The 22,473-nt window shown below is 43.2% G+C and carries 21 protein-coding genes, 4 tRNA genes and 1 pseudogene; 19 read left to right on the top strand and 7 right to left on the bottom strand.

The genetic code is table 11. The features are described from left to right. Nucleotides 1-31: 31 nt before the first annotated feature. From coaD to D9A03_RS07040, 5 genes are all read left to right on the top strand, one after another. On the top strand, nucleotides 32-550 hold the full coding sequence (gene coaD, locus D9A03_RS07020; protein ID WP_120496505.1) for a pantetheine-phosphate adenylyltransferase: 519 nt from the start codon (nucleotides 32-34) through the stop codon (nucleotides 548-550). 152 nt (nucleotides 551-702) lie between these two features. Beyond that, nucleotides 703-778, top strand: a tRNA-Lys gene (locus D9A03_RS07025). A 38-nt stretch (nucleotides 779-816) separates the two neighbouring features. Beyond that, nucleotides 817-892 (top strand) — tRNA-Lys (locus tag D9A03_RS07030). Nucleotides 893-1,075: 183 nt separating this feature from the next. Continuing rightward, nucleotides 1,076-1,840, top strand: coding sequence for a 5'-methylthioadenosine/adenosylhomocysteine nucleosidase (locus D9A03_RS07035; protein WP_120496506.1), 765 nt, complete (start codon nucleotides 1,076-1,078; stop codon nucleotides 1,838-1,840). Beyond that, nucleotides 1,837-2,868 (top strand): M23 family metallopeptidase, encoded by a 1,032-nt coding sequence (locus tag D9A03_RS07040; protein ID WP_120496507.1) that lies wholly within the window; start codon nucleotides 1,837-1,839, stop codon nucleotides 2,866-2,868. The genes D9A03_RS07035 and D9A03_RS07040 overlap by 4 nt, the downstream gene beginning before the upstream one ends. 12 nt (nucleotides 2,869-2,880) lie before the next feature. Here the strand turns inward: D9A03_RS07040 and D9A03_RS07045 are convergent, their stop codons facing one another. Further along, the gene (locus D9A03_RS07045) at nucleotides 2,881-3,081 is read right to left on the bottom strand and encodes a hypothetical protein (protein WP_120496508.1); all 201 of its coding nucleotides are present in this window, start codon (nucleotides 3,079-3,081) and stop codon (nucleotides 2,881-2,883) included. A 143-nt stretch (nucleotides 3,082-3,224) separates the two neighbouring features. Here D9A03_RS07045 and D9A03_RS07050 point away from each other — a divergent pair, with 143 nt between their 5' ends. Then, nucleotides 3,225-3,437: a DUF3126 family protein gene (locus tag D9A03_RS07050; RefSeq protein WP_120496751.1), complete on the top strand. Its 213-nt coding sequence runs from the start codon at nucleotides 3,225-3,227 to the stop codon at nucleotides 3,435-3,437. Between the two features lie 174 nt (nucleotides 3,438-3,611). Here the strand turns inward: D9A03_RS07050 and D9A03_RS07055 are convergent, their stop codons facing one another. Then, nucleotides 3,612-3,974 (bottom strand): TraR/DksA family transcriptional regulator, encoded by a 363-nt coding sequence (locus D9A03_RS07055; RefSeq protein ID WP_120496509.1) that lies wholly within the window; start codon nucleotides 3,972-3,974, stop codon nucleotides 3,612-3,614. A gap of 461 nt (nucleotides 3,975-4,435) precedes the next feature. On the opposite strand from D9A03_RS07055, the gene D9A03_RS07060 reads away from it, so the two are divergent. From D9A03_RS07060 to D9A03_RS20185, 4 genes and pseudogenes are all read left to right on the top strand, one after another. After that, nucleotides 4,436-4,523: transfer RNA gene (locus tag D9A03_RS07060), tRNA-Leu, on the top strand. A gap of 123 nt (nucleotides 4,524-4,646) precedes the next feature. Beyond that, a tRNA-Leu gene (locus D9A03_RS07065) sits at nucleotides 4,647-4,733 on the top strand. A 231-nt stretch (nucleotides 4,734-4,964) separates the two neighbouring features. Then, nucleotides 4,965-5,226: pseudogene (locus tag D9A03_RS07070) on the top strand (transposase); the annotation flags it as partial. Between the two features lie 233 nt (nucleotides 5,227-5,459). Continuing rightward, nucleotides 5,460-5,594 carry a hypothetical protein gene (locus tag D9A03_RS20185; RefSeq protein ID WP_256386290.1) on the top strand — a complete coding sequence of 45 codons (135 nt, stop codon included), beginning with the start codon at nucleotides 5,460-5,462 and terminating at the stop codon, nucleotides 5,592-5,594. A gap of 11 nt (nucleotides 5,595-5,605) precedes the next feature. Here D9A03_RS20185 and D9A03_RS07075 read toward each other — a convergent pair whose 3' ends face one another. From D9A03_RS07075 to dcm, 4 genes are read right to left on the bottom strand one after another with little or no spacing between them, the layout of a single operon-like run. Next, the gene (locus D9A03_RS07075) at nucleotides 5,606-6,718 is read right to left on the bottom strand and encodes a type II restriction endonuclease (protein ID WP_120496511.1); all 1,113 of its coding nucleotides are present in this window, start codon (nucleotides 6,716-6,718) and stop codon (nucleotides 5,606-5,608) included. Further along, a complete protein-coding gene (locus D9A03_RS19750; RefSeq protein ID WP_162938013.1) occupies nucleotides 6,718-6,867 on the bottom strand; it encodes a hypothetical protein in 150 nt (49 codons plus the stop codon). Before D9A03_RS19750 ends, D9A03_RS07075 begins: the two co-directional genes overlap by 1 nt. Continuing rightward, nucleotides 6,864-7,316 carry a very short patch repair endonuclease gene (locus D9A03_RS07080; protein ID WP_120496512.1) on the bottom strand — a complete coding sequence of 151 codons (453 nt, stop codon included), beginning with the start codon at nucleotides 7,314-7,316 and terminating at the stop codon, nucleotides 6,864-6,866. Before D9A03_RS07080 ends, D9A03_RS19750 begins: the two co-directional genes overlap by 4 nt. Then, nucleotides 7,309-8,562 (bottom strand): DNA (cytosine-5-)-methyltransferase, encoded by a 1,254-nt coding sequence (gene dcm / locus D9A03_RS07085; RefSeq protein ID WP_120496513.1) that lies wholly within the window; start codon nucleotides 8,560-8,562, stop codon nucleotides 7,309-7,311. Before dcm ends, D9A03_RS07080 begins: the two co-directional genes overlap by 8 nt. A 587-nt stretch (nucleotides 8,563-9,149) precedes the next feature. Here dcm and D9A03_RS07090 point away from each other — a divergent pair. The 7 genes from D9A03_RS07090 (at nucleotide 9,150) to D9A03_RS19850 (ending at nucleotide 16,397) form a co-directional block, all read left to right on the top strand. Beyond that, nucleotides 9,150-10,250, top strand: a complete 1,101-nt coding sequence (locus D9A03_RS07090) for a LacI family DNA-binding transcriptional regulator (protein WP_162938014.1) — start codon at nucleotides 9,150-9,152, stop codon at nucleotides 10,248-10,250. Continuing rightward, complete coding sequence (locus D9A03_RS07095; protein ID WP_120496515.1) at nucleotides 10,247-11,245, top strand: ABC transporter substrate-binding protein; 999 nt, start codon at nucleotides 10,247-10,249, stop codon at nucleotides 11,243-11,245. Before D9A03_RS07090 ends, D9A03_RS07095 begins: the two co-directional genes overlap by 4 nt. A gap of 71 nt (nucleotides 11,246-11,316) precedes the next feature. Continuing rightward, the gene (locus tag D9A03_RS07100) at nucleotides 11,317-12,132 is read left to right on the top strand and encodes an ABC transporter permease (RefSeq protein WP_120496752.1); all 816 of its coding nucleotides are present in this window, start codon (nucleotides 11,317-11,319) and stop codon (nucleotides 12,130-12,132) included. A 4-nt stretch (nucleotides 12,133-12,136) separates the two neighbouring features. Beyond that, nucleotides 12,137-12,937, top strand: a complete 801-nt coding sequence (locus D9A03_RS07105) for an ABC transporter permease (protein ID WP_120496753.1) — start codon at nucleotides 12,137-12,139, stop codon at nucleotides 12,935-12,937. Then, nucleotides 12,934-13,980 (top strand): ABC transporter ATP-binding protein, encoded by a 1,047-nt coding sequence (locus D9A03_RS07110; RefSeq protein WP_120496516.1) that lies wholly within the window; start codon nucleotides 12,934-12,936, stop codon nucleotides 13,978-13,980. Before D9A03_RS07105 ends, D9A03_RS07110 begins: the two co-directional genes overlap by 4 nt. A 3-nt stretch (nucleotides 13,981-13,983) precedes the next feature. After that, nucleotides 13,984-14,802 (top strand): phosphodiesterase, encoded by an 819-nt coding sequence (locus D9A03_RS07115; RefSeq protein ID WP_120496517.1) that lies wholly within the window; start codon nucleotides 13,984-13,986, stop codon nucleotides 14,800-14,802. Between the two features lie 146 nt (nucleotides 14,803-14,948). Then, nucleotides 14,949-16,397, top strand: coding sequence for a DUF502 domain-containing protein (locus D9A03_RS19850; RefSeq protein WP_216825407.1), 1,449 nt, complete (start codon nucleotides 14,949-14,951; stop codon nucleotides 16,395-16,397). 10 nt (nucleotides 16,398-16,407) lie between these two features. Here the strand turns inward: D9A03_RS19850 and recG are convergent, their stop codons facing one another. Continuing rightward, nucleotides 16,408-18,489, bottom strand: coding sequence for an ATP-dependent DNA helicase RecG (recG, locus tag D9A03_RS07130; RefSeq protein ID WP_120496518.1), 2,082 nt, complete (start codon nucleotides 18,487-18,489; stop codon nucleotides 16,408-16,410). Nucleotides 18,490-18,618: 129 nt separating this feature from the next. Between recG and D9A03_RS07135 the strand changes: the two genes are divergently transcribed. Further along, the gene (locus D9A03_RS07135) at nucleotides 18,619-18,897 is read left to right on the top strand and encodes a succinate dehydrogenase assembly factor 2 (RefSeq protein ID WP_162938015.1); all 279 of its coding nucleotides are present in this window, start codon (nucleotides 18,619-18,621) and stop codon (nucleotides 18,895-18,897) included. A 73-nt stretch (nucleotides 18,898-18,970) separates the two neighbouring features. Next, on the top strand, nucleotides 18,971-22,453 hold the full coding sequence (gene mfd, locus D9A03_RS07140) for a transcription-repair coupling factor (RefSeq protein WP_120496520.1): 3,483 nt from the start codon (nucleotides 18,971-18,973) through the stop codon (nucleotides 22,451-22,453). Nucleotides 22,454-22,473 lie beyond the last annotated feature (20 nt).

Consider the following 22,473-nt stretch of genomic DNA (forward strand, 5'->3'; position numbering starts at 1 on the left):
CCCGCGTCCTGATAAAGAAGAGTTTAAGGGCATGACGAAAAAACATGTTGGGCTTTATCCCGGAACCTTTGACCCTGTAACCAAAGGGCACATGGATATTATTACCCGCGGATGCCGTGTGGTGGATAAGTTGGTTATTGCCGTTGCACGCAATGACCGCAAGGGACCGCTGTTCAATACCGAAGAACGCGTCAATATGGTGTTGCATGATACAGCGCCTTTGCGGGACAAAGGCTTTGAGATTGAAGTTCTGCCCTTTGATAATCTTCTGGTGAATTTTGCACGTGAAGTTGGAGCCGGGGTCATTTTGCGTGGGCTACGTGCGGTTTCTGATTTCGAATATGAGTTTCAAATGACTGGGATGAATGCCCGTCTTGATGCTGAAATTGAAACGGTATTCTTAATGGCTTCTGAGAAACAACAGTTTATTTCGTCACGATTTGTCAAAGAGATTGGGTATCTCGGTGGGGATATTTCTTCTTTTGTTAGCCCAGAGACGAAATTGAAGCTGGAAGAGAAGTTTGAAATTATGCGTAAGTCCAAGGATTAATTGACTTTTAAGTATAATTCTTCTTGCTTGCTTTAAAAATGTTTCTTTTTTTACTGTAGAAGAGAAAAAGGCTGTTGACCGAATCAATAAGTGGTTCTATCTTCCGCCTCGCTTATAGCATTACACTTTAATGTTGATAAGCAAATGAGAATGGGCCCTTAGCTCAGCTGGTAGAGCGTCCGACTTTTAATCGGCAGGTCACAGGTTCGAATCCTGTAGGGCCCACCATTCTCCCCAGATTATTCTGGATTTATATATTGCAGATTGGGCCCTTAGCTCAGCTGGTAGAGCGTCCGACTTTTAATCGGCAGGTCACAGGTTCGAATCCTGTAGGGCCCACCATTCTGTACAAAATACCCCGCCTTCTGGTGGGGTTTTGTTTTTCTGCTTTCAAAATATCACAACTTCTCTTGTTCGTTTCCTTTATGAATAATAGTCTTAAGAGGAAGCTGAAATGTTGAAATTTTTAATATCACGCTCATAAAATTATTTCAGATAAATACACTCTGCTGAGAAGGAAAAAACGTGTCCCAGAAACCACTTGGCCTGATTTGTGCCATACCAAATGAAATTCAGCATTTTGGGTCAGCTTTCGAGAAAACGGGTGAAAAACAGATCGCAGGCTTCTCTTTCTTTTTGGGGAAACTGGATGGCGTTCACACTGTACTTGTCGAAGCTGGCATGGGTAAGGTTAATGCCGCTGTTGTAACAACTTTGCTGATAGAGCAATTTAACTGTCGCGCGGTTCTTTTTTCCGGGGTTGCTGGTGGTGTGGATCCAAAGCTTGGTGTTGGGGATGTTATTATCGGAAGCAAGCTTATCCAGCATGATTACGGGATGATTGTGTCTGATAAGCTAACAGCCTATCAGCCCGGACACTTACCTATCCATATGCCAACTGAAAAGCTTGGGTACGATGCTGACGTCGAACTCATCAGTAAACTCCTTCGTGAACTTGAAAATTTCGAACTCCCACTGATCTCTGCCGAAGCTGCGGGTGGAGAAGCACGGAAGCCAATAATTACATCGGGAACGATTCTGACCGGAGATCAGTTTATTGGTTGTACAATTGCAAGAGACAGACTTTGCAATGAGTTAGGTGGTTTGGCTGTTGAGATGGAAGGCGCTGCAATTGCGCAAGTGGCAGAGCACTATCAGATGCCTTTTGTTATTATACGTTCGCTAAGTGATCTGGCGGGAGAAGAAAGTACCATGGACTTTATCAAGTTCCTTGAAGAAACCGCAGGGGGCGCAGCCTTGGTGCTTAGACGGATCATCCGCTTGTTATGAGTGCAGGCGTTAAGAATAGAGTTATTGCATGTAGTTTAAGCGCTTTTCTTGGCCTTCTTCTTACAGCATCATCAAGCTTCTCTGCCGACAGTTCACCGCAGTTTATTAGCCCTGTTGACTGCTCTGTTCCTACGGAATGTGCGATCCAGAATTATGTAGATGCACGCCCTGGAACGGGACATCGTGATTATACCTGTGGAACACTGAGTTACGAACGCCATAAAGGAACGGATTTCAGGGTTCTTAGCTATGATTTATATCATCAGGGAGTTCCCGTATTGGCTGCTGCTGATGGCGTTGTTCTTAGGAAGAGGAATAATGCTGAGGAGGGGGACTATATTTTAAAGGGAAATGATGCTGTAAAGCAGCGCGAGATTGGTAATGGCGTTATCATTGAGCATGCAAATGGTTGGGAAACAACTTATGCTCATTTGAAAAAAGGATCTGTTACCGTATCTCCTGGTGATAAGGTAAATTCTGGTGATATAATTGGAATTATTGGGTTAAGTGGGAAAACAGAATTTCCACACCTGCATTTTCAGGTATCACATAACAAAGAACTGAAGGACCCCTTTACGGGGAAGAAGCCGTCAGGTTGCGGTGAAGCAACAGAACAATCTTTGTGGGATCGTTCATTACACAAGGACTTTACATACAAAGGTACGGGAATTATCGATACTGGCTTTGCTGCCGAGATACCAAAGCATAAATTATTGGCATTTCGCAGTGAACAAAAACGAATTTCTGTGCAGAGTGATCCTAAAATTCTATTGTTTTGGGCTGAACTTTGGGGGGTGAGAATAGCTGACCGCCTAACAATCAGTTATAAAAATCCGCTTGGGAAAGTAACGCGAGATCAAAAAGCATTGAAGAAAAATCAGGCGTCATATTTTAAGTATATAGGGAAAAAGCGTCCAAAAAACGGATGGATTTCAGGGCCATATACAGGGGAAATTACACTGGAAAGGCTAGTAGATGGAAAGTGGCAGACTATTGATTTTCGTCAAAAAACAATGATTTTGCCGTAGAATACTTGATTGTTAAACCTGTATATCAAGGTTTTGTCCGCGATCTTTGTCGCCGCTAAACTGTTTAGAATCAGCGGATGCTTCGCTGTTTTCAACAGGGCGCTTTGTTTCCACAGCTGCTTGTGAATTTTTTTCAGCAACGCTGATATCAATAGCAGCAGCAGGTTCAGAGAACCTGACAGTGGGTTGGAAAGATGTAGCATTAATGTTCATATTTGCATCCTGACACAAACATATTAAGTAAGTGTTAATGTAATATAGGGAACTTTTTGGTGATTTAAAGAGAGAAAAAACTTTCAGTTCACCTGATGTTTCGTTAATCAGGTCCTTTAGATTTAATGTCGGAGATCGGAAGCGTGGATAACAACGAAATTACCAGCGTAGAAAAATACTTGCGTCAAACTTTTGGAAATGAAGCAATTGCACTTGATAGAAAAACAAAGAAGGCTGATTCTATTGAGGTAAGTCTGGGTGGTGAATTTATTGGCGTCATATACAGAGATGATGAAGACGATGAACTCTCTTATTCCTTTAACATGGCTATTTTGGCTGACGATCTACCAAAGTAAGAAAAGTACCTAAAGCCGAACTCTGAGTTTCTTGGCCTGTTCTGCGTTATGGTTAAGTTTGCTTCATATGCCCGGAATGTAATTGTAATGATTGGTTCCGGGTATCGTGTTTGTATACATACGATTTAGAATAAAGGATAAAATAGCGCTTAAATACCGCGGTATTTTATAGACTTAATCATTTCCTTTTTTAGTTGCGCAATCAATACAAAGAGTGACCGTTGGATCCAGCTCCAGACGTTTCAACTGTATTTCTTCGCCACACCGCAAACAATAACCATAATTTCCATTTTGTAGGCGCGCTAGCGTTGTCTCAATCTTGCTTAATTCGACTTGCCGACGTCTTTCAGATTCGAGTGACATGGCCTGAGACTGAAGCGCGTCCATTCGAGACAATCTGCCAACCTTACTTTGATCCAGTTCTACGACGTCTCGTGATTGTTGACAGGCTGCGCGAATATCAGATATTTCGGTCTTTCGCTTTTCCAGTTCAGTCGTAACTTTTTCAATATTGATATTGATTTTTTGATTAGACATTGTGCCTCGCTATCCCCGTTGAATAGCATCATAGCAAACAAATGCCCTAATCATAATAAAATAGAGGGCGCAGTATCAAATAGAAAGGCGGGAATAGAAAACACCCCGGAGCAAAACAGGGGGACGGCCAAATGGGGGTTACCATGAACAGGCACGGTATGGCCAATGTCTCGTTCCGGGGTGTTTCCCAAAACATATCAAAACAAACAAAGAAATGGTTGTGATGTTTCTGTGTTCAAAATGATACTTAAATGATCAAAAATTAACGATGTTTAACAGATCGTTACTATAAATAATTTGTTGACTGGAAATAGTGAGTAGATTGAAAAGATTTGTGGTTATGCACAAAGGTATTTGGATTTACTGGCTTTTGATTTATCCACAATAAATTTCATCTTTTTGAAATTTTTCGTTTGCCCTTTCTGAGTGGATCAGTATATATCGCCATCAGCAATAGCGATGCGGTCGTGGCGGAATTGGTAGACGCGTAACGTTGAGGTCGTTATGGGCTAATAGCCCGTGGAGGTTCAAGTCCTCTCGACCGCACCAAATTTGGAATGTTGTTGCTCACTAAAACACTCTTAGCTCTCCTGTTTTCTCTGGCAATTTTGGTTTTCAAAGTTAATTGCTTACTTGAGACACATATACACAGGCAGGAGTTTTGATAACGATGCGGCAATGGCGGAATTGGTAGACGCGCTAGCTTCAGGTGCTAGTTCCCTTCTGGGAGTGGAGGTTCAAGTCCTCTTTGCCGCACCACATGTTTTCATGCAAGAAGTTGATCTTAAACAATAATAATGTTCAATTGTTGTATGCACCTCTAGAGGACGTGAATCTGAAACTATTCCTGATTTGATAGAAAGTGCAGACAGAGTAAAAAAACATAATAAAACATAATAAAACATAATAATGAGTCTTGATTTCGCCCTAAAAGGAATAACTGCATCTGACCGTATACGCTACAAATGGAACGCACTGGCAAAAAAAACTGGGGACAAGGGTTATGACAGTGATGAGTTCCGCGAAGCTCTCAGGGCAAAGAAAATAACGCCCTGTATCCCGCCGCGCTCAAACAGAAAGATCAAGCATCGTTATTCAAAGAAACTTTACAAACAAAGACATAAAGTTGAAAACATGTTTGCTAAACTCAAAGACTGGAGAAGAATTACAACACGATATGGCAAGTGTGCGCATACTTTCTTCTCGGCTATTTTGCATTGCGGCTTCCGTCATATTCTATCTCAAAGCATGAGTCCTGACCCTAGACAGCAGCAGACAACTTAAAACTGCGGAGACTATACCCGGCAGCTTCGCGAGAGGAAATTCTGGAAGCTTTAAACGTAGCAACATGGGAGCAGGTCAAGCGCAGAGTAAAATATACAGGATTTCGTCGGAATAAGCCGTTCTATAAGAAAACCGGGCACGCCATTATCGATGACATTCGTCAACGCGCCTATGATTTGAATATCAATATGGTTGAACTTGATGAACTGGCGGGCACAAAAACATATTTTCAAGGAGCTAAATGGGCGCATACAAAAGAACCACGCGGGAGAAGCACTAGTGAAAGCAATCAAAACACTGGCTGGTGAAATTCATATTGAATGGGAAGATATGTGAGTAGTCTCGTACTATTTCTGTCGTTCCAAAATAAGTTTTACAAAGTCATTAATCGACCATATCCATTCCTGTTGTGAAGCTGTGTAGCTTTTTCTTATTTGCCCCGGAACAATTAACTGAACATCAGTCTGTTTCATTATTGCAGTTTGTGCTTCCGAAATAGCCGGTTCCAGCGTGACAAGATGTTTTTGTTTGATCTTTTTGGCTTCCGGTAAAATTTGTGACCACCTGTCCTTACAGGATGACTTTGCTGCCAACATTGTCAGAAGTCCTGTATCAAAAAATACATCTTCATATTCAGTTTTACCCGGAAAGATAAAGTCCGGTTTTTTTCCATTTTCAGTAATGATCTGAGGATCATATCGTACCTCAAATGCATCAAAGACAGCTCCGAGGTGGTTTTGAAACGAATGCCCCATCCGTGATTTTCTTCGGTTCTGGACGCTCAGCGAGTATTTTATAAATGAGTCCACATCTGCCTCACCGCCCTTCATCCAGCCTTTGGATATATCGTTAGAAACAATCTTCTTTTCAAGGCGCCTGAACATGGCTTCTTCATGATCCAGCCATGTCAGCAAGGCAATATCCGGATCATCCCTTGCATCAAGTTCAGGAAGTGTAAGTCGCGCCAGATCAGAAAATGCTTTGGTTGATGGAAATTGATTTTCAAATCTTTCAATAATTGAATCAAGCGTATTGGCATTCGGATCTTCAAATTCAACACCTATTTCATCCAGAATAAAGCGTGCAGTAAAATCCAGTTTTGTGTCATCTGCTTTGGTTATCTCCTGTGCACCAAAGGGCAACTTGCTCTGCAAATTTAACCCAAAGAGCCATAGCAAGCCGCTTTCGATGGAATTATGTGCCGGTGTCACAATAAACAGGATTGTCTCATCCCTTTGCCTCGCAATGAAAAGTCGATCGCCTTCATTCATCAATTCAGTTACAGCATTAGTTTGATAGTAAAGTCGCCATTCCGCGCTGCGATGAGATTGGTTAGCTCTTGTGTCATACCAAGAAAGAAAGCCGTCTTCTGTGATAGTCTCCTGTTCATCCAGAAGCCATATATATTTTGCAACAAAACGATTATTGCCCTTGCGTTCGATATTACCCAAAACGCGCATCAGGGCTTCACCCTGTTGCCCATCACCAATTTCATGCTGGTTGGCCCATCACCAATTTCATGCTGGTTGGATTGTGCAGTTGCATCGACACGGGTCAGAATCTTGGTTCCTGCTCCGGTGAAGTATTGTGAAAGGTATCCCTGTTTCATTGCCCTCTTATTTCCATCTTTTGCGCTTTTCCCGATAGCCATGTTTCGCATTCATCCAGAATATCATCTAGAGAAAGACGGGTTTTACCTTTCAGTGCGCACTCCCATATTATCCCGATTCTCCACCCCGCCGATAGTATTTGTTCCTCGACAATTCTATCGCGTTTAACGTTACCCAGTATTTTTGCTCTCCAGAACTCCTCCCGGCTTTTGGGCCATTTAAAAAGATGGCAATCGTGTTTATGCCAAAAACACCCGTGAACAAATATAACAGCATTATATTTTCTAAACACCAGATCCGGTTTTCCAGGGAAATCTTTTTTATGGATGCGATATCTAAAGCCTCTTTTATGCAGGCCACTTCGGATAACAAGCTCCAGTTTTGTGTTTTTTGAACGTATACCGGACATCATCCGGCTACGAACTTCTGGAGAGACGACGTCAGGCACGCTTTTTCCTTAATTGAAGCTCTTGCTGAAACTGTTCTTGGTCTTGAACAGCAAGTGCTTTCTCAATATGTGGTTTCATAAGCTGAGCCACATCACGAACGACAGGAACAACAACAGCATTCCCGAACTGTCTGTATGCCTGGGTATCTGAAACCGGGATAATAAAATCCGAACTATCAGGTTTGTCAAAACCCATAAGGCGTGCGCATTCTCTGGGTGTTAATCTACGAGGCCTCTTCTTTCCCTGATTAATCAGGATTTCAGAACCATCCTTGTAATATCGTGCCGATAAGGTTCTTGTGACATCGTTTGAGTTAAAAAGCGAAAAACCGAATCCATTACCAGCTTTTTGGTGCTTCTTCTTGTAATTTTGCAAATATGCCCAGAGTTTTTCTGTCAATGTATATTTATCAGGTATGTCAGAGTCCAGTATATCGCCAAGTACAGGCTGGTCTGTTTCGGGGATTTCAAAATCATCAAAATCAAACAAGGACCGACTCCTGAAACCCACAATAAAAATTCTCTCCCGTTTCTGTGGAACCCATGGATGAGAGCTTATAACTTTTTTATGAACTTCATACCCGAGTTCTTTTTCCAAAACATGCATAATTGTTTTAAAGGTACGACCACCATCGTGGCGTTCAAGGTTTTTAACATTTTCAAGCAAAAAGACAGATGGTTTATGATGCTCAATAATTTTTGCAAGGTCATAAAACAGGGTACCCTGAGTGTCGCACATAAAGCCATGAGGTTTACCAAGAGAGTTTTTCTTTGACACACCGGCGATTGAAAAAGGCTGACATGGAAACCCTGCAAGCAAAACGTCATGTTGTGGTATCAATTCGGGGTTTTCTGCATATGGTCTTATGTCTCCCGCAAATTGATGGCTTTCATCATCTTTGAAATTAGCTGCATAAGTCTCCCTGGCAAACCTGTCCCATTCAGCCGTGAAAACACATTGACCATCCAGTTCCTCGAAAGGAATTCTCAATCCACCAATGCCTGCAAACAAATCAATAAAGCGAAACTTTTTTTCAGATGTTTCATCTTGTCTACATCTTTTCTCGATGTAGTCTCTTAATTTCTCAATAACCAGAACCGGAGGTTCAGATTGTGTTTTGTCTTTCGCTTCATATCTCCTGACAGTGCGTGCCGTCCTGCCAATAAGATTTGCTGTCTCGTCAATCGAGAGGCCAGCCTTTTCTCGCAGGGATAAAAATTCTGCACTGGATTCATTATGATACATATCGTCTTTTCCGGGTTGTTTTTGGTCATAGTGTCCATTTTTTACCCAGCGTAACACGCAAAAAAAAGAACGTAAAGGGAACAATTGTGTTTGTCCTGAGGTAAAAAACGGGAAGAAAATAAATACAAAAATGACTGATTAAAACGGAAATTCCCGAACCAGTGGGGTGTCTTTCAAAAGTTAATGTTTATGGCAGTGTCGAGCTTTTAACTTGCTCTAAACTGCCAAGAGCAGCAGCTTAAATAAGGTACAGGCATCGAAATAATAGCAAGATTGGTGTCCCTACAGGTTCTAATAACGTACCCTAGGGCGCACCATATGATTGAGAGTTCAGGAAAAATTCCATTTTAAATAGATTTTTGTTCAATCATACAGCGATTTTTCATGATGACATGATCGCATGTTTCTGAATATTTAAATCAAAAAACATGTATAACTATTTACAAACATTGTGTAATTATTTGAGTTGTTTTTTTTGATTTATTTGTCTCTATAAAAATATACAGTTGAAATATTTCTGTTACAGTACTTTGATAGCTTAACGCCGAAATCAAATGGAAACGTTTCCACGATTTGGATATAGTGTGATGAAGAAGGTAACGATAAGAGATGTAGCGCGATTGGCAGGGTGCAGTATTGCCACTGTTTCTCGTGTTCTAAATCAATCAGGTCCTTCAAGTCTGGAAAACAAGAAACGAGTCCTTGAAGCAGCAGAAACACTTAATTTTGAATTCAATGAAGTTGGTCGATCTCTTCAACGTCAGTCATCAAAAACACTTGCTGTTATTATTCCGACTATTTCAAATCCGGTTTTTGCTGATGCAGTAGAAGGTATTCAGGCATCTGCAGCAGAATCCGGGTACAGGATTTTGCTGGGATTTGCGAATTATGATTCCGAACAAGAGCTTAAAAGCCTGGAAACCCTTATGGCACATCAAATTGATGGCGTTGTGTTAACTGTTAGTGATGTCGAAAATAGCCTGGCAATTGAGCGCTTGGAACAAGATTCTGTTCCATATTGTTTGATATTTAATCAATCAAGAAATCCCGATAGCCCGGCAGTTTGTATTGATAATGCACTTGCCGCACAAAATGTCGGGGAAAGGCTCATTAAGCTTGGTCACAAGGATATTGCATTTCTGGCTGTGCAGATGACCTCATCAGATCGATCTCGGCAACGTTACTCAGGCCTTTGCGAGGCTACACGCCTTTCAGGAATTGCGAAGCCAGATTTGGTTGAAGTCAATTATGAACCGGACAATCTGGAAGATTCTCTTTCCAGATTGTTTATTAAAAGGCCTGATGTCAGCGCTATATTTGCATCAAATGATATGTTGGCTCTGGCTAGTGTCAGGGCCCTTCGTTCTCTGGGTAAAAAAATTCCTGAAGAGGTTAGTATTGTTGGATTTGATGGAATTGCGCTGACTAGTCTGGTTCACCCGACTATCGCGACTGTTTTTACACCAAATCGGGAAATGGGTCGAAGAGCAACAGCTCTCGTTATTGATGCGATTAAAAATAACAGGAAGGTCACGCACCAGTCGGTGATGCTTCCCTTTGAATTTCGTTCTGGTCAAAGCCTAACATTCAACCAGACGAATGTGCCGATGCACAGGCTGTCCCCTGAGCATCGGCCGTCTTCATCACTGCAAATGAAATCATCTCAAACGAAGCGAGCAGACAAATGAAATATATACTAGGTGCCGCAGTTGCGGCAACATTTCTTGCAATAACACCGACACAAGCTGAGGATTCAATCTGTTACAATTGTCCCCCTCAATGGGCTGACTGGAAAAGCATGCTGGAAGCTATCGACAAAAACATCGATGTACAGATGCCACACGATAATAAAAATTCTGGTCAAACCCTGAGCCAGCTTATTGCAGAGAAAGACTCTCCTGTTGCAGATGTTGCTTATTATGGTGTGACTTCAGGAATCAAAGCTGCTCAAGAAGATGTTGCGGCTGCCTATAAACCAAAAGGTTTTGATGACGTTGCCGATGGTTTGAAAGATCCGGATGGAAAATGGGTGACAATCCATTATGGTACACTGGGTATGTTTGTAAACAAAGATGCTTTGGGTGGTGCACCTGTTCCTGCTTGCTTCGCTGATCTGAAGAAAAAAGAATACAACGGTATGGTTGGGTATCTGGACCCATCAAGTGCTTTTGTTGGTTATGCAGGTGCTGTAGCAGTCAATAGAGCTTTTGGTGGTGATCTGGATAATTTTGATCCTGCAATTTCGTTTTTCAAGGATCTTGCTGACAATAACCCGATAGTGCCTAAGCAAACATCGTATGCGCGCGTCGTATCTGGGGAAATTCCAATTCTATTCGATTACGATTTCAACGCTTATCGTGCAAAGTATACAGAAGATGGTAACTTTGAATTTGTCATCCCCTGTGAAGGAACTGTTGTTGTTCCCTATGTTATGAGTCTTGTTAAAAATGGTCCTAAACCAGCTGTTGGTAAGAAAGTTCTCGATTATATTCTTTCTGATGAAGGACAAGCGATTTGGACAAATGCTTATTTGAAACCGGCTCGTCCAGTTAAACTGGCTCCTGAAATTGCTGCCAAATTCTTGCCAGATAGTGAATATGAGCGGGCAAAGCCTGTTGATTATGCCAAAATGGAAAAAGTTCAGAAGAGCTTTGGTAATAGGTATCTTGAAGAAGTGAAGTAGATACTGATGCACTTTTTTTGGGGGAAGCAGCTTTTGTTGCTTCCCTTTTTCTTCTGTTTACCGGATTAGCCATGAACTCACGATATTTCTTTATTTCTTGCTTGCTACCTTTGGCTGCTTTTTCATTTGCATTTTTAGCACTGCCATTGGTGAGACTGCTTTTTGCATCAATTGATTCTGAATTAGGGTTCGGTATCTATCTGGAAATACTGACGAATGCACGTTACATGAATAGCCTGCTTTATACTGTACTGCTGTCAATAGCGGTAACAATTGCAGCTTTATTTATTTCCACAACAGCAGGTCTTTTCCTCGTACGAAATCACTTCCCGGGTCACAGAGTACTGATTGCAGTCCTTACTTTCCCTCTTGCATTTCCCGGTGTTGTTATTGGTTTTCTCATTATACTTCTGGGGGGGAGGCAAGGCCTGACCAATATGCTGGCACAAAATCTTTTTGATACACGGGTGATTTTTGCCTATTCGATGACCGGTCTGTTTTTAGGATACCTTTATTTTTCCATCCCACGAGTTTTGCTAACAGTAATGGCCGCGGCAGAAAAGTTGGATTTGTCGCTTGAAGAAGCTGCACGCTCTCTTGGTGCTTCGCCGACAAAAGTACTACGAGATGTCATTTTACCAGCGCTAACACCTGCTTTAATTGCCTCTGGTGCGATTGCTTTTGCTACGGCTATGGGGGCGTTTGGTACAGCGTTTACTCTGGCAACAAACATAGATGTCTTGCCTATGATTATTTACACTGAATTTACTTTGTCAGCCAACATTGCGATGTCATGTGCCCTTTCGGTTGTACTCGGACTTGTTACATGGATTTTATTGATATTCAGTCGATCGTTGACTGGTAATAATGTTGCTGCAGCGGGGTAATAAAATGAGAAATATATCTCCAAGTTTTACCTTTCAACTCGCCGTAACGTTATTAGCCTGTGCTTTCTTGCTTGTTCCTGCTGTTATGTCGATCATGGCTGGTTTTACAGCCAATTATTTTAAAGGCATCTCAAGCGGTCTTACCATCAAGTGGATTATAGAAGTTTGGGAATTATATGCAGATAGTATTGGACGCTCTATCATTCTGGCTATTGCTTGCCTTTTTTTTACTTTGATTATTGGTATTCCGGCTGCTTATGCCTTGAATCAGATGAAACCACGTTTTGCGAGAATACTTGAAGAGTTTGTATCCTTACCGTTGTCAATACCAGGGTTGGCATTGGCATTAGCCCTGTTACAGCTATACGGAACTATGAGTGGATTTAGGTTGTCATCCTGGTTCATTTTAACGGGCCATGTTCTCTACACTCTGCCTTTTATGATTAGGTCTGTATTGGCAATTTTCACAGCAATTGATCTTAAAGCGCTTGAAGAGGGGGCCAGTTCACTCGGGGCTTCTTCTTGGCAAAGATTCAAAGATATTGCAGTCCCAAATGCATTACCCGGAATTTTGGCAGGTTCATTAACTGTAGTGACACTATCAATTGGTGAATTTAACCTAACGTGGATGTTGCATACACCTTTAACCAAAACACTACCTGTTGGTTTAGCGGATAGCTATGCATCGATGAGACTTGAAATTGCGTCTGCATATACGTTGGTGTTTTTCATAATGATTGTTCCTCTATTGGTTGCTCTGCAATGGCTATCGACACGTACGCAAAAAATTGGAGAAAGCCGATGAGCGGCACACAAATTCAGTTAAAATCTTGTTCCAAAACCTTTCCTGACGGGACGCGTGCGTTGTCTCCGACTAGCATAAACGTATCACCTGGAGAGATATTGGCTCTGCTTGGTCCTTCGGGGTGCGGCAAAACAACGATGTTACGTATTATAGCCGGACTTGAAAGTCCTGATGAAACAGGAAAGGTTTTTTTTGATGATAGTGATGTTACTTCTATTCCTATCGAAAAAAGATCAGTTGGAATGGTCTTTCAGTCTTATGCTCTGTTTCCCAATATGTCGGTTCGTGAAAATATTGGCTATGGCCTTAAAATTAAAAAGATTTCCACTGAGAAAATTCGCGATAGAGTAGATGAAGTCATGGCATTATGCCAATTGGAAGGTTTAGGCGAGAGAAATATCAAGGCACTCTCAGGTGGACAAAGACAACGCGTTGCGCTTGCACGAGCAGTCGCACCTCAACCGAAAATCTTACTTCTTGACGAACCTTTATCAGCGCTTGATGCAGGCCTGAGAGATCAGTTACGGGATGAGCTTGCTATTTTGCTTCGGTCTTTATCGATTACGACAGTATTTGTGACTCATGATCAGGCCGAAGCCATGGCAATTGCTGACAGGGTTGCTGTCATGCAAAAGGGGCACGTATTACAAATTGATGACCCAAGAAAACTGTATACAGCGCCCGATAACGCATTTGTTGCCAGGTTTGTTGGAGCTGCCAATGAACTATCAGGCAGACTCAATAATAATCTTTTCTCTTTACAGGGTGGAAGCTTGCAACTGCCGGAAGGAATATCGGCGGTAAGTGACGATAAGATATATGTTCGTCAAGAAGCGATTAAGTTAATCCCCCCTTCGGAATCTGAACTAAAAGGTAAAGTGCTTTCGAGCACATTTTTGGGGAATTCTCAAAAAATTGTGCTGTCTGATGTTTGTGAGCGGTTGGTCAATGTTATTACAGATCCATTCTCGAAATATGAAATAGGTCAAGAAGTAGGCCTTTTGATTCAGGTTGAGGATATTCTTGTTTTGAGAGACGATTAAATTATGAGGAAAGTAACTAAATTTGTTCAACTTACGGACACACATATTGTTCGAGAGGGAGAACTAGCATACGGCGTCGTCAATACAGCAGAGTATCTGGAACGTGCTGTAAAAGTAATAAATGGATTACTCGAATATATTGGACCAATTGACGGCGTTGTTGTAACTGGAGATTTAGCAGATTTTGGGGCTGCCGAGGAATATCAAAGATTTAAGGAGTTAATAAAACCTCTTAAATTTCCTGTCTTTGTATTGCCAGGTAATCATGATAACCGTGAACAAATGCGTACGGCTTTTGATTTCACTAATGAGACAGGCCCTTTGAATGCTCATGTCAAGTTTGGTGATTGTCATTTGATTACGCTGGATAGTTTAGTCACAGGCAGTCCGCACGGTCTTCTTACAGATAAAACTTTAGATTGGTTGAAGTGCGAACTAGGTGAATTGGGAAATGAACCTGTAAGTATCGCGTTGCACCACCCTCCGTTTGTCACTGGCATTGGGCATATGGATCGCCAACGTCTTCGTAATTCGGAACAATTCCTGAATATAGTGGCTCAACATAAGGGTGCAAAACAGGTTATATGCGGCCACGTTCATCGGCACATAACATATTTTGACAAACGTTGTCCGATTGTTATTTCTCCATCGCCGGCGCATGCTGTTGCTCTTGACCATAGAGAAAATGGCCCGTCAGATTTCACTTTGGAACCGGGAGGGATTTTACTCCATACGCTTATACCAGAGACCAGAGATTATTGCTTTAGATCTGAGTTTGTCCCGGTTTCACCTTTTAAAGGTCCTTATAGTTTCGGATTATAATTTATTTTACTCAGAGATATTTGTGGTGAAGTATTTTTGATTATATATTCATGCTTGAAAACCTCTGATGTAGAGGCAATCTATAAATACAAGACGTTACCATTTATTCTGATGATTTGAATAGTTGTTATGTGGAATCTGAGTATATGAAAGATAAAGGCTTGAAGGCCGCTCCGAAATTGAAGCAATCATTTGCGCAGCGGCTAAGTAATTATCTTTTGGCCGGGGTCTTGATAACGGCACCTGTAACCATAACGTTGTGGCTTGCCTGGAGAGCTATTACCTTTGTCGATAGTCAGGTAACCCCGCTTATTCCTCTGAAATGGAACCCGGAAAATTATCTTCCCTTTGGTGTTCCCGGATTAGGTTTGGTTGTTATTATTGTCGGGTTGACCCTAATTGGTTTTTTAACTGCAGGGTATATTGGGCGGCTGTTGAAGCGAGCGAGTGAAGCTATTGTTAAAAAGCTTCCTGTGGTTCGGAGTGTTTACAGTTGGACTCATCAGGTTTTTGAAACAGTACTTTCCCAAAACTCATCTGCTTTTAACGAGGTCGTGCTTGTTGAATATCCCCATCGAGGTTGCTGGGTTGTCGGTTTCATCACCGGACGTACCAAAGGCGAAGTACAAAGCCTGACAGATGATACTGTTGTGAATGTTTTTGTACCTGCGACGCCAAACCCGACAACAGGCTTCCTGCTTTTTATTCCCAAACAGGATGTTCATCATCTGGATATGACAGTGGAAGAGGGGATCAAGCTCGTCATTTCAGGGGGCATACTGTCGCCTTCTGAAATCAAGAAGCTTACTCAGGATGAAAAAGCCAAGAAGGCAGCAGAAGAAGCGCATGCACATCATAAGCCAAGCGTCTTTATGAAGCTGAGAAACTATTTCTTTGGTGGCATGTTGGTGACGGCACCGATAGGTCTCACATTCTGGTTGGCTTGGGAAATCATTATTCTCATTGATAGCTGGGTGCGTCCCTATATTCCATTAAAGTGGAACCCAGAAACATATCTTCCTTTTGCGCTACCGGGGCTCGGCCTGTTTTTTATTTTTGTCAGTCTGACGTTGATCGGTTTTCTTACAGCGGGAATTGTTGGGAAAACACTCTTACGTATAAGTGAGCGCTTGTTGGATCAAATGCCTGTTATTCGAACAGTCTATGGGGCGATCAAGCAAATTATCGAAACGATTTTTCAGGATCATTCAAATGCATTTCGCGAGGTGGTATTATTCCAATATCCTCGACCAGGATCTTGGGCATTAGGATTTTATACCGGGGATTCAAACCGCTTGATTAAAGATATCTCTGAAGACGAATCAATTAATGTTTTCCTGCCAACAACGCCTAATCCAACATCCGGGTTTTTGCTTTTTGTTCCTCGCAAAGAAGCAAGAATGCTGACAATGTCTGTTGAAGAGGGGATTAAGATGGTTGTCTCGGGTGGGATTGTTACCCCCGAATATCACACCCCGGAGCAAGAACAGGAAAAGCTGACCGTACAAACAACCAAATCGGATCAGGAAACAAACTCTGCTGAAAAAGTGAAGGAAGGCGATAAAGGCGAAGAGTCTCGGAAGGCGGCTTCGTAAGTACAGCGAGTTAACCTGACTTTAGGTATTTAACAGCTGTATCTCTCTCAAACAGGTACAACAGTGTTCGCAGAGCTTGGCCGCGTGGGGTTTGAAGTGTTGGATCTTTATCCATAATGAGTTTGGCATCATTACGCGCCGTTGCCAGTAACTCACCATGACAGGCCAGATCAGCAACTTTAAATTCTGGTAGCCCGCTTTGTCTTGTTCCCAAGACTTCCCCCGCGCCGCGCAAGCGTAAATCTTCTTCGGCGATGACAAAGCCATCGTCACTGTCACGCATGATTTTGAGGCGGGCTTTACTGGTTTCCCCCAAAGGTCCCTGGTACATCAGAATACAGGTAGATTTCTCACTACCACGCCCAATTCTCCCCCGAAGCTGATGGAGTTGTGCCAGGCCGAAGCGTTCGGCATGTTCAATCACCATTATGGTTGCCTGAGGAACGTCAACACCGACTTCAATAACGGTCGTTGCAATAAGTAGATCAACATTACCTTTGGCAAATTTTTCCATAACGGCGTCTTTTTCAGGCCCCTTCATTCGGCCATGAACCAAACCAACCCGGTCGCCAAATCGTTCGTTTAGTTCCCGATGTCTTTCTTCTGCAGCAGCAAGGTCAGATTTGTCCGAATCTTCAACCAAGGGGCAAACCCAATAGACCTTTGTTCCCTGATCCAAAGATCTTGCAACGCCATTGATAACATCATCAATCCGTTCGACGGAAACTGTGCGTGTATCAACGGGCTGTCGTCCGGCTGGCTTTTCTGTCAGACGGGAAACGGCCATGTCTCCATAGGCCGTCAGCATAAGTGTACGAGGAATAGGTGTCGCCGTCATAACCAACATATCTACACCAGCCCCTTTTCGTGCGAGGGAAAGTCGTTGGTGAACACCAAATCTATGCTGTTCATCAATCACAGCCAAAGCGAGATCAGAGAAATCAATTTCATCTTGAAAAAGTGCATGGGTGCCAATAACCATTTGTGTCGTACCATCGGCGATACCTTCCAGAATGGTTTTGCGTGCTTTTCCTTTATCACGACCAGTAAGGATGACGATAGAAATCCCAAGTTTTTCAGCAAAGGGCTGTAGAGTTTTATAGTGTTGGCGTGCCAAAATTTCTGTAGGCGCCATCAAAGCTGCCTGAGAACCACTTTCTATCGCAGCCAGCATGGGAAAGAGCGCGACGGCTGTTTTACCGCTTCCCACATCGCCTTGCACCAAGCGGAGCATCCGATTAGAGCTTTCCATATCGGCAACGATTTCCCGAATTGATTGGTCCTGTGAACCGGTCAACTTGAAGGGCAGGATGTCCAGCATTCTTTCACGAAGCGATCCATCGCCCTTAATGATGCGTCCCTTTGCTGCTGTTTGCTGTTCCCGAACAAGGGATATCGCTAGCTGGTTTGCCAAAAGCTCATCATAGGCCAATCGTTTTCTATAGGGTGAAAATGCTGTTAGCTCATCTTCCGATTGGGGATGATGGATCTTTTGAAGACAGCTATGCCAATCGAGCCAGTTTTCCTGTTCTTTTAGTGAGTTATCAAGCCATTCTGGTACGGCAGGAACCAAAGCAAGAGAAGCCTTGATGGCTTTTGAAAGTGGTTTGAGTGTTACGCCTGCGCTAAGAGGATAAACAGGTTCTACTGTTTTTACGTCTTCTTCTTCATTTAGTGGCACCATATGGTCCGGATGGGCCATTTGAAGAACATCCCCAAAGCGTTCCAGCTTACCACTTATGATACGCTCTTCCCCCACAGGAAGGAGTTTCATGAGATAATCACTGCGTGCATGAAAAAAGATCAATGTCATCTCACCCGTGTGATCATGACAAATAACGCGGTAAGGACTACGGCGATTTGGGGACGGGATGTGCCGAGATACTGTGATTTTCAGTGTTGCAACGCGATCAGAGATTGCATCGGTAATAGTTGGCGAATAGCGACGATCAACCAATCCCACTGGTAGATGCCAGCAAAGGTCAAGTACACGGCTGCCTGCCAGCTTTTCATAAAGCGTACTTAACCGAGGTCCAACACCTTGAAGAGTTGAGACTGGAGTAAAGAGTGGAAAGAGAATCTCTGGACGCACGGGCTTTAACTTGCAGAAATTAAATCGGATGTTTATTAAATGTTCTAGTAATGTTTCCTATATCACAGCTTAATGTGCAAGCGAAACGAACAAGCGTATAAAATTCAATAGCGGGTGAGATTTATGTGTATGGCAGCTGACGCTGAGTTAGATAAAAGGCGTAAACAGCTTAAATTCAGAAGCTGGCATCGCGGAACGCAAGAAGCGGATCTTATTATTGGAACCTTTGCAGATCAAAACGTTGGTAATATGGACGCGACAGAACTGGACCTTTTCGAACGTGTACTCGAAATCCCGGATCCTGTCCTCTATGACTGGATCATTGGGAATTCAGCTCCGACGGAAAATATGCACAACAAAGTCCTTGATGCTTTGCTAAGCTTTAAATACACCCCGAACAAACGATAATTACCTTATTGAATACGTTCTATTGCCTAGCCTCAGACGTTCAGAACGACGATTATTATAAAGAATTGTAACAGTGAAAACACTCGCAACCCGACTTCAAGCCGCCGATCATTACCAGATATCATCAGCTCCCGAAGGTTATGATGCCCAACTTCTTGCTGAGCTTGTTGTCGAATTGGCACCACAGCCTGTTTTACATGTTGCACTTGACGATAATCGTCTGGCTGTTCTTACCGAACTTGTTGGTTTTTTTGCACCTGATATCGAGATTATTGAAATTCCAGCCTGGGATTGTTTACCCTATGACCGGGTGAGCCCGCACAAAGATATTTTGGCGGCACGTATTAATGCCTTTGCTAAGTTACTGGCAACACCTGCATCCAAGTCTGGTCGCCTTGTTCTTACGACGATCTCAGCCTCACTTCAGAAAATTCCACCTCGAGAGTTATTCAAAAACAGAACTCTTGTTGCCAAATCGGGCGTTGAAATCAAAAACGAAGATTTGGTGAAATTCTTTTCGACCAATGGTTATCTGCGTTCTGAGACGGTTAGCGAAGCGGGCGAATACGCTATTCGTGGTGGGATTGTTGATGTCTATCCGCCGGGTGAAGAGCTCCCACTGCGTCTGGATTTCTTCGGGGATGAGTTGGATACTTTGCGGTATTTCGACCCGCTGACACAAAGAACAACAGGAGATGCGCAAAGCCTGGAGCTTAAACCTGTCGGTGAAGCAATTCTTGATGAAAAGACAATCGAGTCTTTCCGAAAAGGATATCGCGAAACCTTTGGTGCTGTTGCAAAGGATGATCCTTTGTACGAAGCCATATCCGAAGGACGACAATATCCTGGAATGGAACACTGGTTACCGCTTTTTTATGGCGATCTGGAAACGTTGTTTGATTATCTTCCAACCGCTGTCGTGACACTGGATGGTCAAGCAGCAGAAGCAAGAGATGCCCGGATCGAGTCCATCACCGATTTCTTCCAAGCCCGACAGACAATGGAAAATACGGCTGAAGGAGGTTGGGTTTACAAACCTGTTCCAATGCAACGCTTGTTCCTGTCTGTTGAAGATTGGGATGGCATTCTATCCAAAAGACCTGTCACACAGTTTTCTGGTTTTACATTACCTGATCATCTTGAAAACCTGATTGAAGTCGAAGGCAAGCAAGGTAAAGATTTTTCCGAAGCCAGAAATCGTGAAGACGTTAATGTTTTTGACGAGGTCGGCGAATATATCCGGCTTCATCAAACGAATGGTAAAAAGATTATCGTTACCGGTTTTAGTGATGGATCTCGTGATCGACTTATTTCTATGTTTCATGAACACGGTCTGACCAATACTGATGTTCTAAAAGATTGGAAAATTCACAAAAAGACAATGCGCAAGCAGGTCCAATTCCTGACGTTGGGATTGGAACGCGGTGTGGTTACACCAAATGTCGTGTTTATTACTGAGCAAGATATTCTTGGCGAGCGCCTTGCCCGTGCGCAAAAAAGGCGTCGTAAATCAGATAACTTCCTAAAAGAGGTTTCCTCTCTTCAGGACAAAGACTTTGTTGTCCACATGGAACACGGTATCGGACAGTATATTGGTCTGGAAACCGTTGATGTTGGCGGAGCGCCGCATGATTGCCTCAAGGTTATTTATAGCGGTGGTGATAAGCTTTTTGTGCCTGTCGAAAACATCGAAATACTGTCTCGTTATGGCTCTGAAGATTGTGGCGCAGAGTTGGATCGTTTGGGCGGTGCGGCTTGGCAGGCCAAAAAAGCGCGGGTTAAGGAACGTATCCGGGAAATTGCGCACCAGCTTATAGGTATTGCGGCGAACCGACTTTTACGAAAAGCGGAAACCATTGATGTGCCAGAAGGTTTGTACGACGAGTTTGCTGCCCGTTTCCCTTATCCCGAGACAGAAGATCAGCTTAATGCGATTGCGGATGTTTTCGAAGATCTGAGATCAGGGCGACCGATGGACCGCCTTGTTTGTGGTGATGTTGGCTTTGGAAAAACCGAAGTTGCACTCAGAGCAGCCTTTGTTGCCGTTATGAGTGGCAAGCAAGTAGCCGTTGTCGTGCCGACAACACTATTGGCCCGTCAGCACTACAATAACTTTGTCGAACGTTTCAAAGGTTTACCTGTACGCATAGGGCAGTTATCTCGCCTGGCGACCAGTAAAGAGCAGACCGAAACGAAAAAAGGCCTCGCCGAAGGTACGGTTGAGATCGTGGTCGGAACCCATGCTGTCTTTGCGAAAAACATGAAGTTCTCTGATCTTGGTTTGTTGATTGTCGATGAAGAACAGCACTTTGGCGTCAAACAGAAAGAACGCCTGAAAGAACTACGTTCTGATGTGCATGTTCTGACCTTAACAGCAACACCTATACCCCGGACATTGCAGATGGCAATGTCCGGGGTTAAGGAAATGAGTCTGATTGCCACGCCACCGGTTGATCGTTTGGCTGTACGTACATTTGTGCTGCCGTTTGATCCGGTCATTGTACGTGAAGCTATTTTGCGGGAACACTATCGTGGTGGACAGACCTTTTATGTCTGTCCACGCCTGTCGGATTTGAGAGAACTGAAAGAGCGTTTGGAAAAGCTCGTGCCGGAAGTGAAAATCTGTGTTGCACATGGACAACTGGCTGCGAGTGATCTGGAAGATGTGATGACTGCTTTCTGTGATCATCAATATGATGTCTTGCTCTCGACGAGTATAATTGAATCCGGTCTGGATATTCCAAGCGCTAATACGATGCTTGTTCACCGTGCCGATATGTTTGGTCTTGCCCAGCTTTATCAGATCCGTGGTCGTATTGGTCGTTCCAAAATCCGGGGCTATTGCTATCTGACCCTGCCTGTTGGCAAGTTATTGAGCAAAACGGCTGAACGTCGTCTTGAAGTTATGCAAACGCTGGATAGTCTTGGCGCTGGATTTAATCTTGCCAGTCACGATATGGATATCCGTGGGGCAGGGAACCTGGTCGGAGATGAGCAATCCGGCCACATCAAGGAAGTTGGTGTTGAACTCTATCAACAGATGCTGGAAGAAGCTGTTGCAACGTTGCGCAGTGATGAAGTGAACAGTGAAGAAGATCAGGTATGGTCGCCGCAGATTAATATTGGCACATCTGTCTTAATTCCAGACCGTTATGTCGCCGATTTGAATGTGCGTCTGGGACTTTATCGTCGTTTATCATCCTTGACAGAGCGATCTGAAATTGACGGTTTTGCAGCCGAACTTATTGACCGCTTTGGGGATTTACCTGAAGAGGTGGAAAACCTGTTACAAGTCATGTTGATCAAGGGACTTTGCAAACAAAGTGGTGTTGAGAAGGTTGATGCTGGCCCTAAAGGTGCCGTTGTTTCCTTTAGGAATGATACTTTTGAAAATCCGTCCGCTCTTATCATGTTTATTCAAGAACAGGTTGGTACAGTTAAAATTCGCCCAGACCACAAGTTGGTCTATCGACGTGCCTGGGATGATGCCGCGAGCCGCCTGAAAGGCGTTAAGATGATGATGGAAGAATTGGTTAAGTTGGCTAAAGCTACTTAGAGACAGAGATCAAATTAAAA

This window comes from Kiloniella sp. EL199, assembly GCF_900313065.1.
Classification (GTDB): Bacteria; Pseudomonadota; Alphaproteobacteria; order Kiloniellales; family Kiloniellaceae; genus Kiloniella.

Excerpts from the sequence above, each read along its gene's own strand:
- D9A03_RS07135 (WP_162938015.1), top strand. The coding sequence starts at position 18,619 with ATGGCAGCTGACGCTGAGTTAGATAAAAGGCGTAAACAGCTTAAATTC.
- D9A03_RS19850 (WP_216825407.1), top strand. The coding sequence starts at position 14,949 with ATGAAAGATAAAGGCTTGAAGGCCGCTCCGAAATTGAAGCAATCATTT.
- D9A03_RS07090 (WP_162938014.1), top strand. The coding sequence starts at position 9,150 with ATGAAGAAGGTAACGATAAGAGATGTAGCGCGATTGGCAGGGTGCAGT.
- D9A03_RS07045 (WP_120496508.1), bottom strand. The coding sequence starts at position 3,081 with ATGAACATTAATGCTACATCTTTCCAACCCACTGTCAGGTTCTCTGAA.
- D9A03_RS07110 (WP_120496516.1), top strand. The coding sequence starts at position 12,934 with ATGAGCGGCACACAAATTCAGTTAAAATCTTGTTCCAAAACCTTTCCT.
- D9A03_RS20185 (WP_256386290.1), top strand. The coding sequence starts at position 5,460 with ATGAACTGGCGGGCACAAAAACATATTTTCAAGGAGCTAAATGGGCGC.
- D9A03_RS07055 (WP_120496509.1), bottom strand. The coding sequence starts at position 3,974 with ATGTCTAATCAAAAAATCAATATCAATATTGAAAAAGTTACGACTGAA.
- D9A03_RS07040 (WP_120496507.1), top strand. The coding sequence starts at position 1,837 with ATGAGTGCAGGCGTTAAGAATAGAGTTATTGCATGTAGTTTAAGCGCT.
- D9A03_RS19750 (WP_162938013.1), bottom strand. The coding sequence starts at position 6,867 with ATGAAACAGGGATACCTTTCACAATACTTCACCGGAGCAGGAACCAAG.
- D9A03_RS07105 (WP_120496753.1), top strand. The coding sequence starts at position 12,137 with ATGAGAAATATATCTCCAAGTTTTACCTTTCAACTCGCCGTAACGTTA.
- D9A03_RS07075 (WP_120496511.1), bottom strand. The coding sequence starts at position 6,718 with ATGCGCGTTTTGGGTAATATCGAACGCAAGGGCAATAATCGTTTTGTT.
- D9A03_RS07100 (WP_120496752.1), top strand. The coding sequence starts at position 11,317 with ATGAACTCACGATATTTCTTTATTTCTTGCTTGCTACCTTTGGCTGCT.
- dcm (WP_120496513.1), bottom strand. The coding sequence starts at position 8,562 with ATGTATCATAATGAATCCAGTGCAGAATTTTTATCCCTGCGAGAAAAG.
- coaD (WP_120496505.1), top strand. The coding sequence starts at position 32 with ATGACGAAAAAACATGTTGGGCTTTATCCCGGAACCTTTGACCCTGTA.
- D9A03_RS07095 (WP_120496515.1), top strand. The coding sequence starts at position 10,247 with ATGAAATATATACTAGGTGCCGCAGTTGCGGCAACATTTCTTGCAATA.
- D9A03_RS07115 (WP_120496517.1), top strand. The coding sequence starts at position 13,984 with ATGAGGAAAGTAACTAAATTTGTTCAACTTACGGACACACATATTGTT.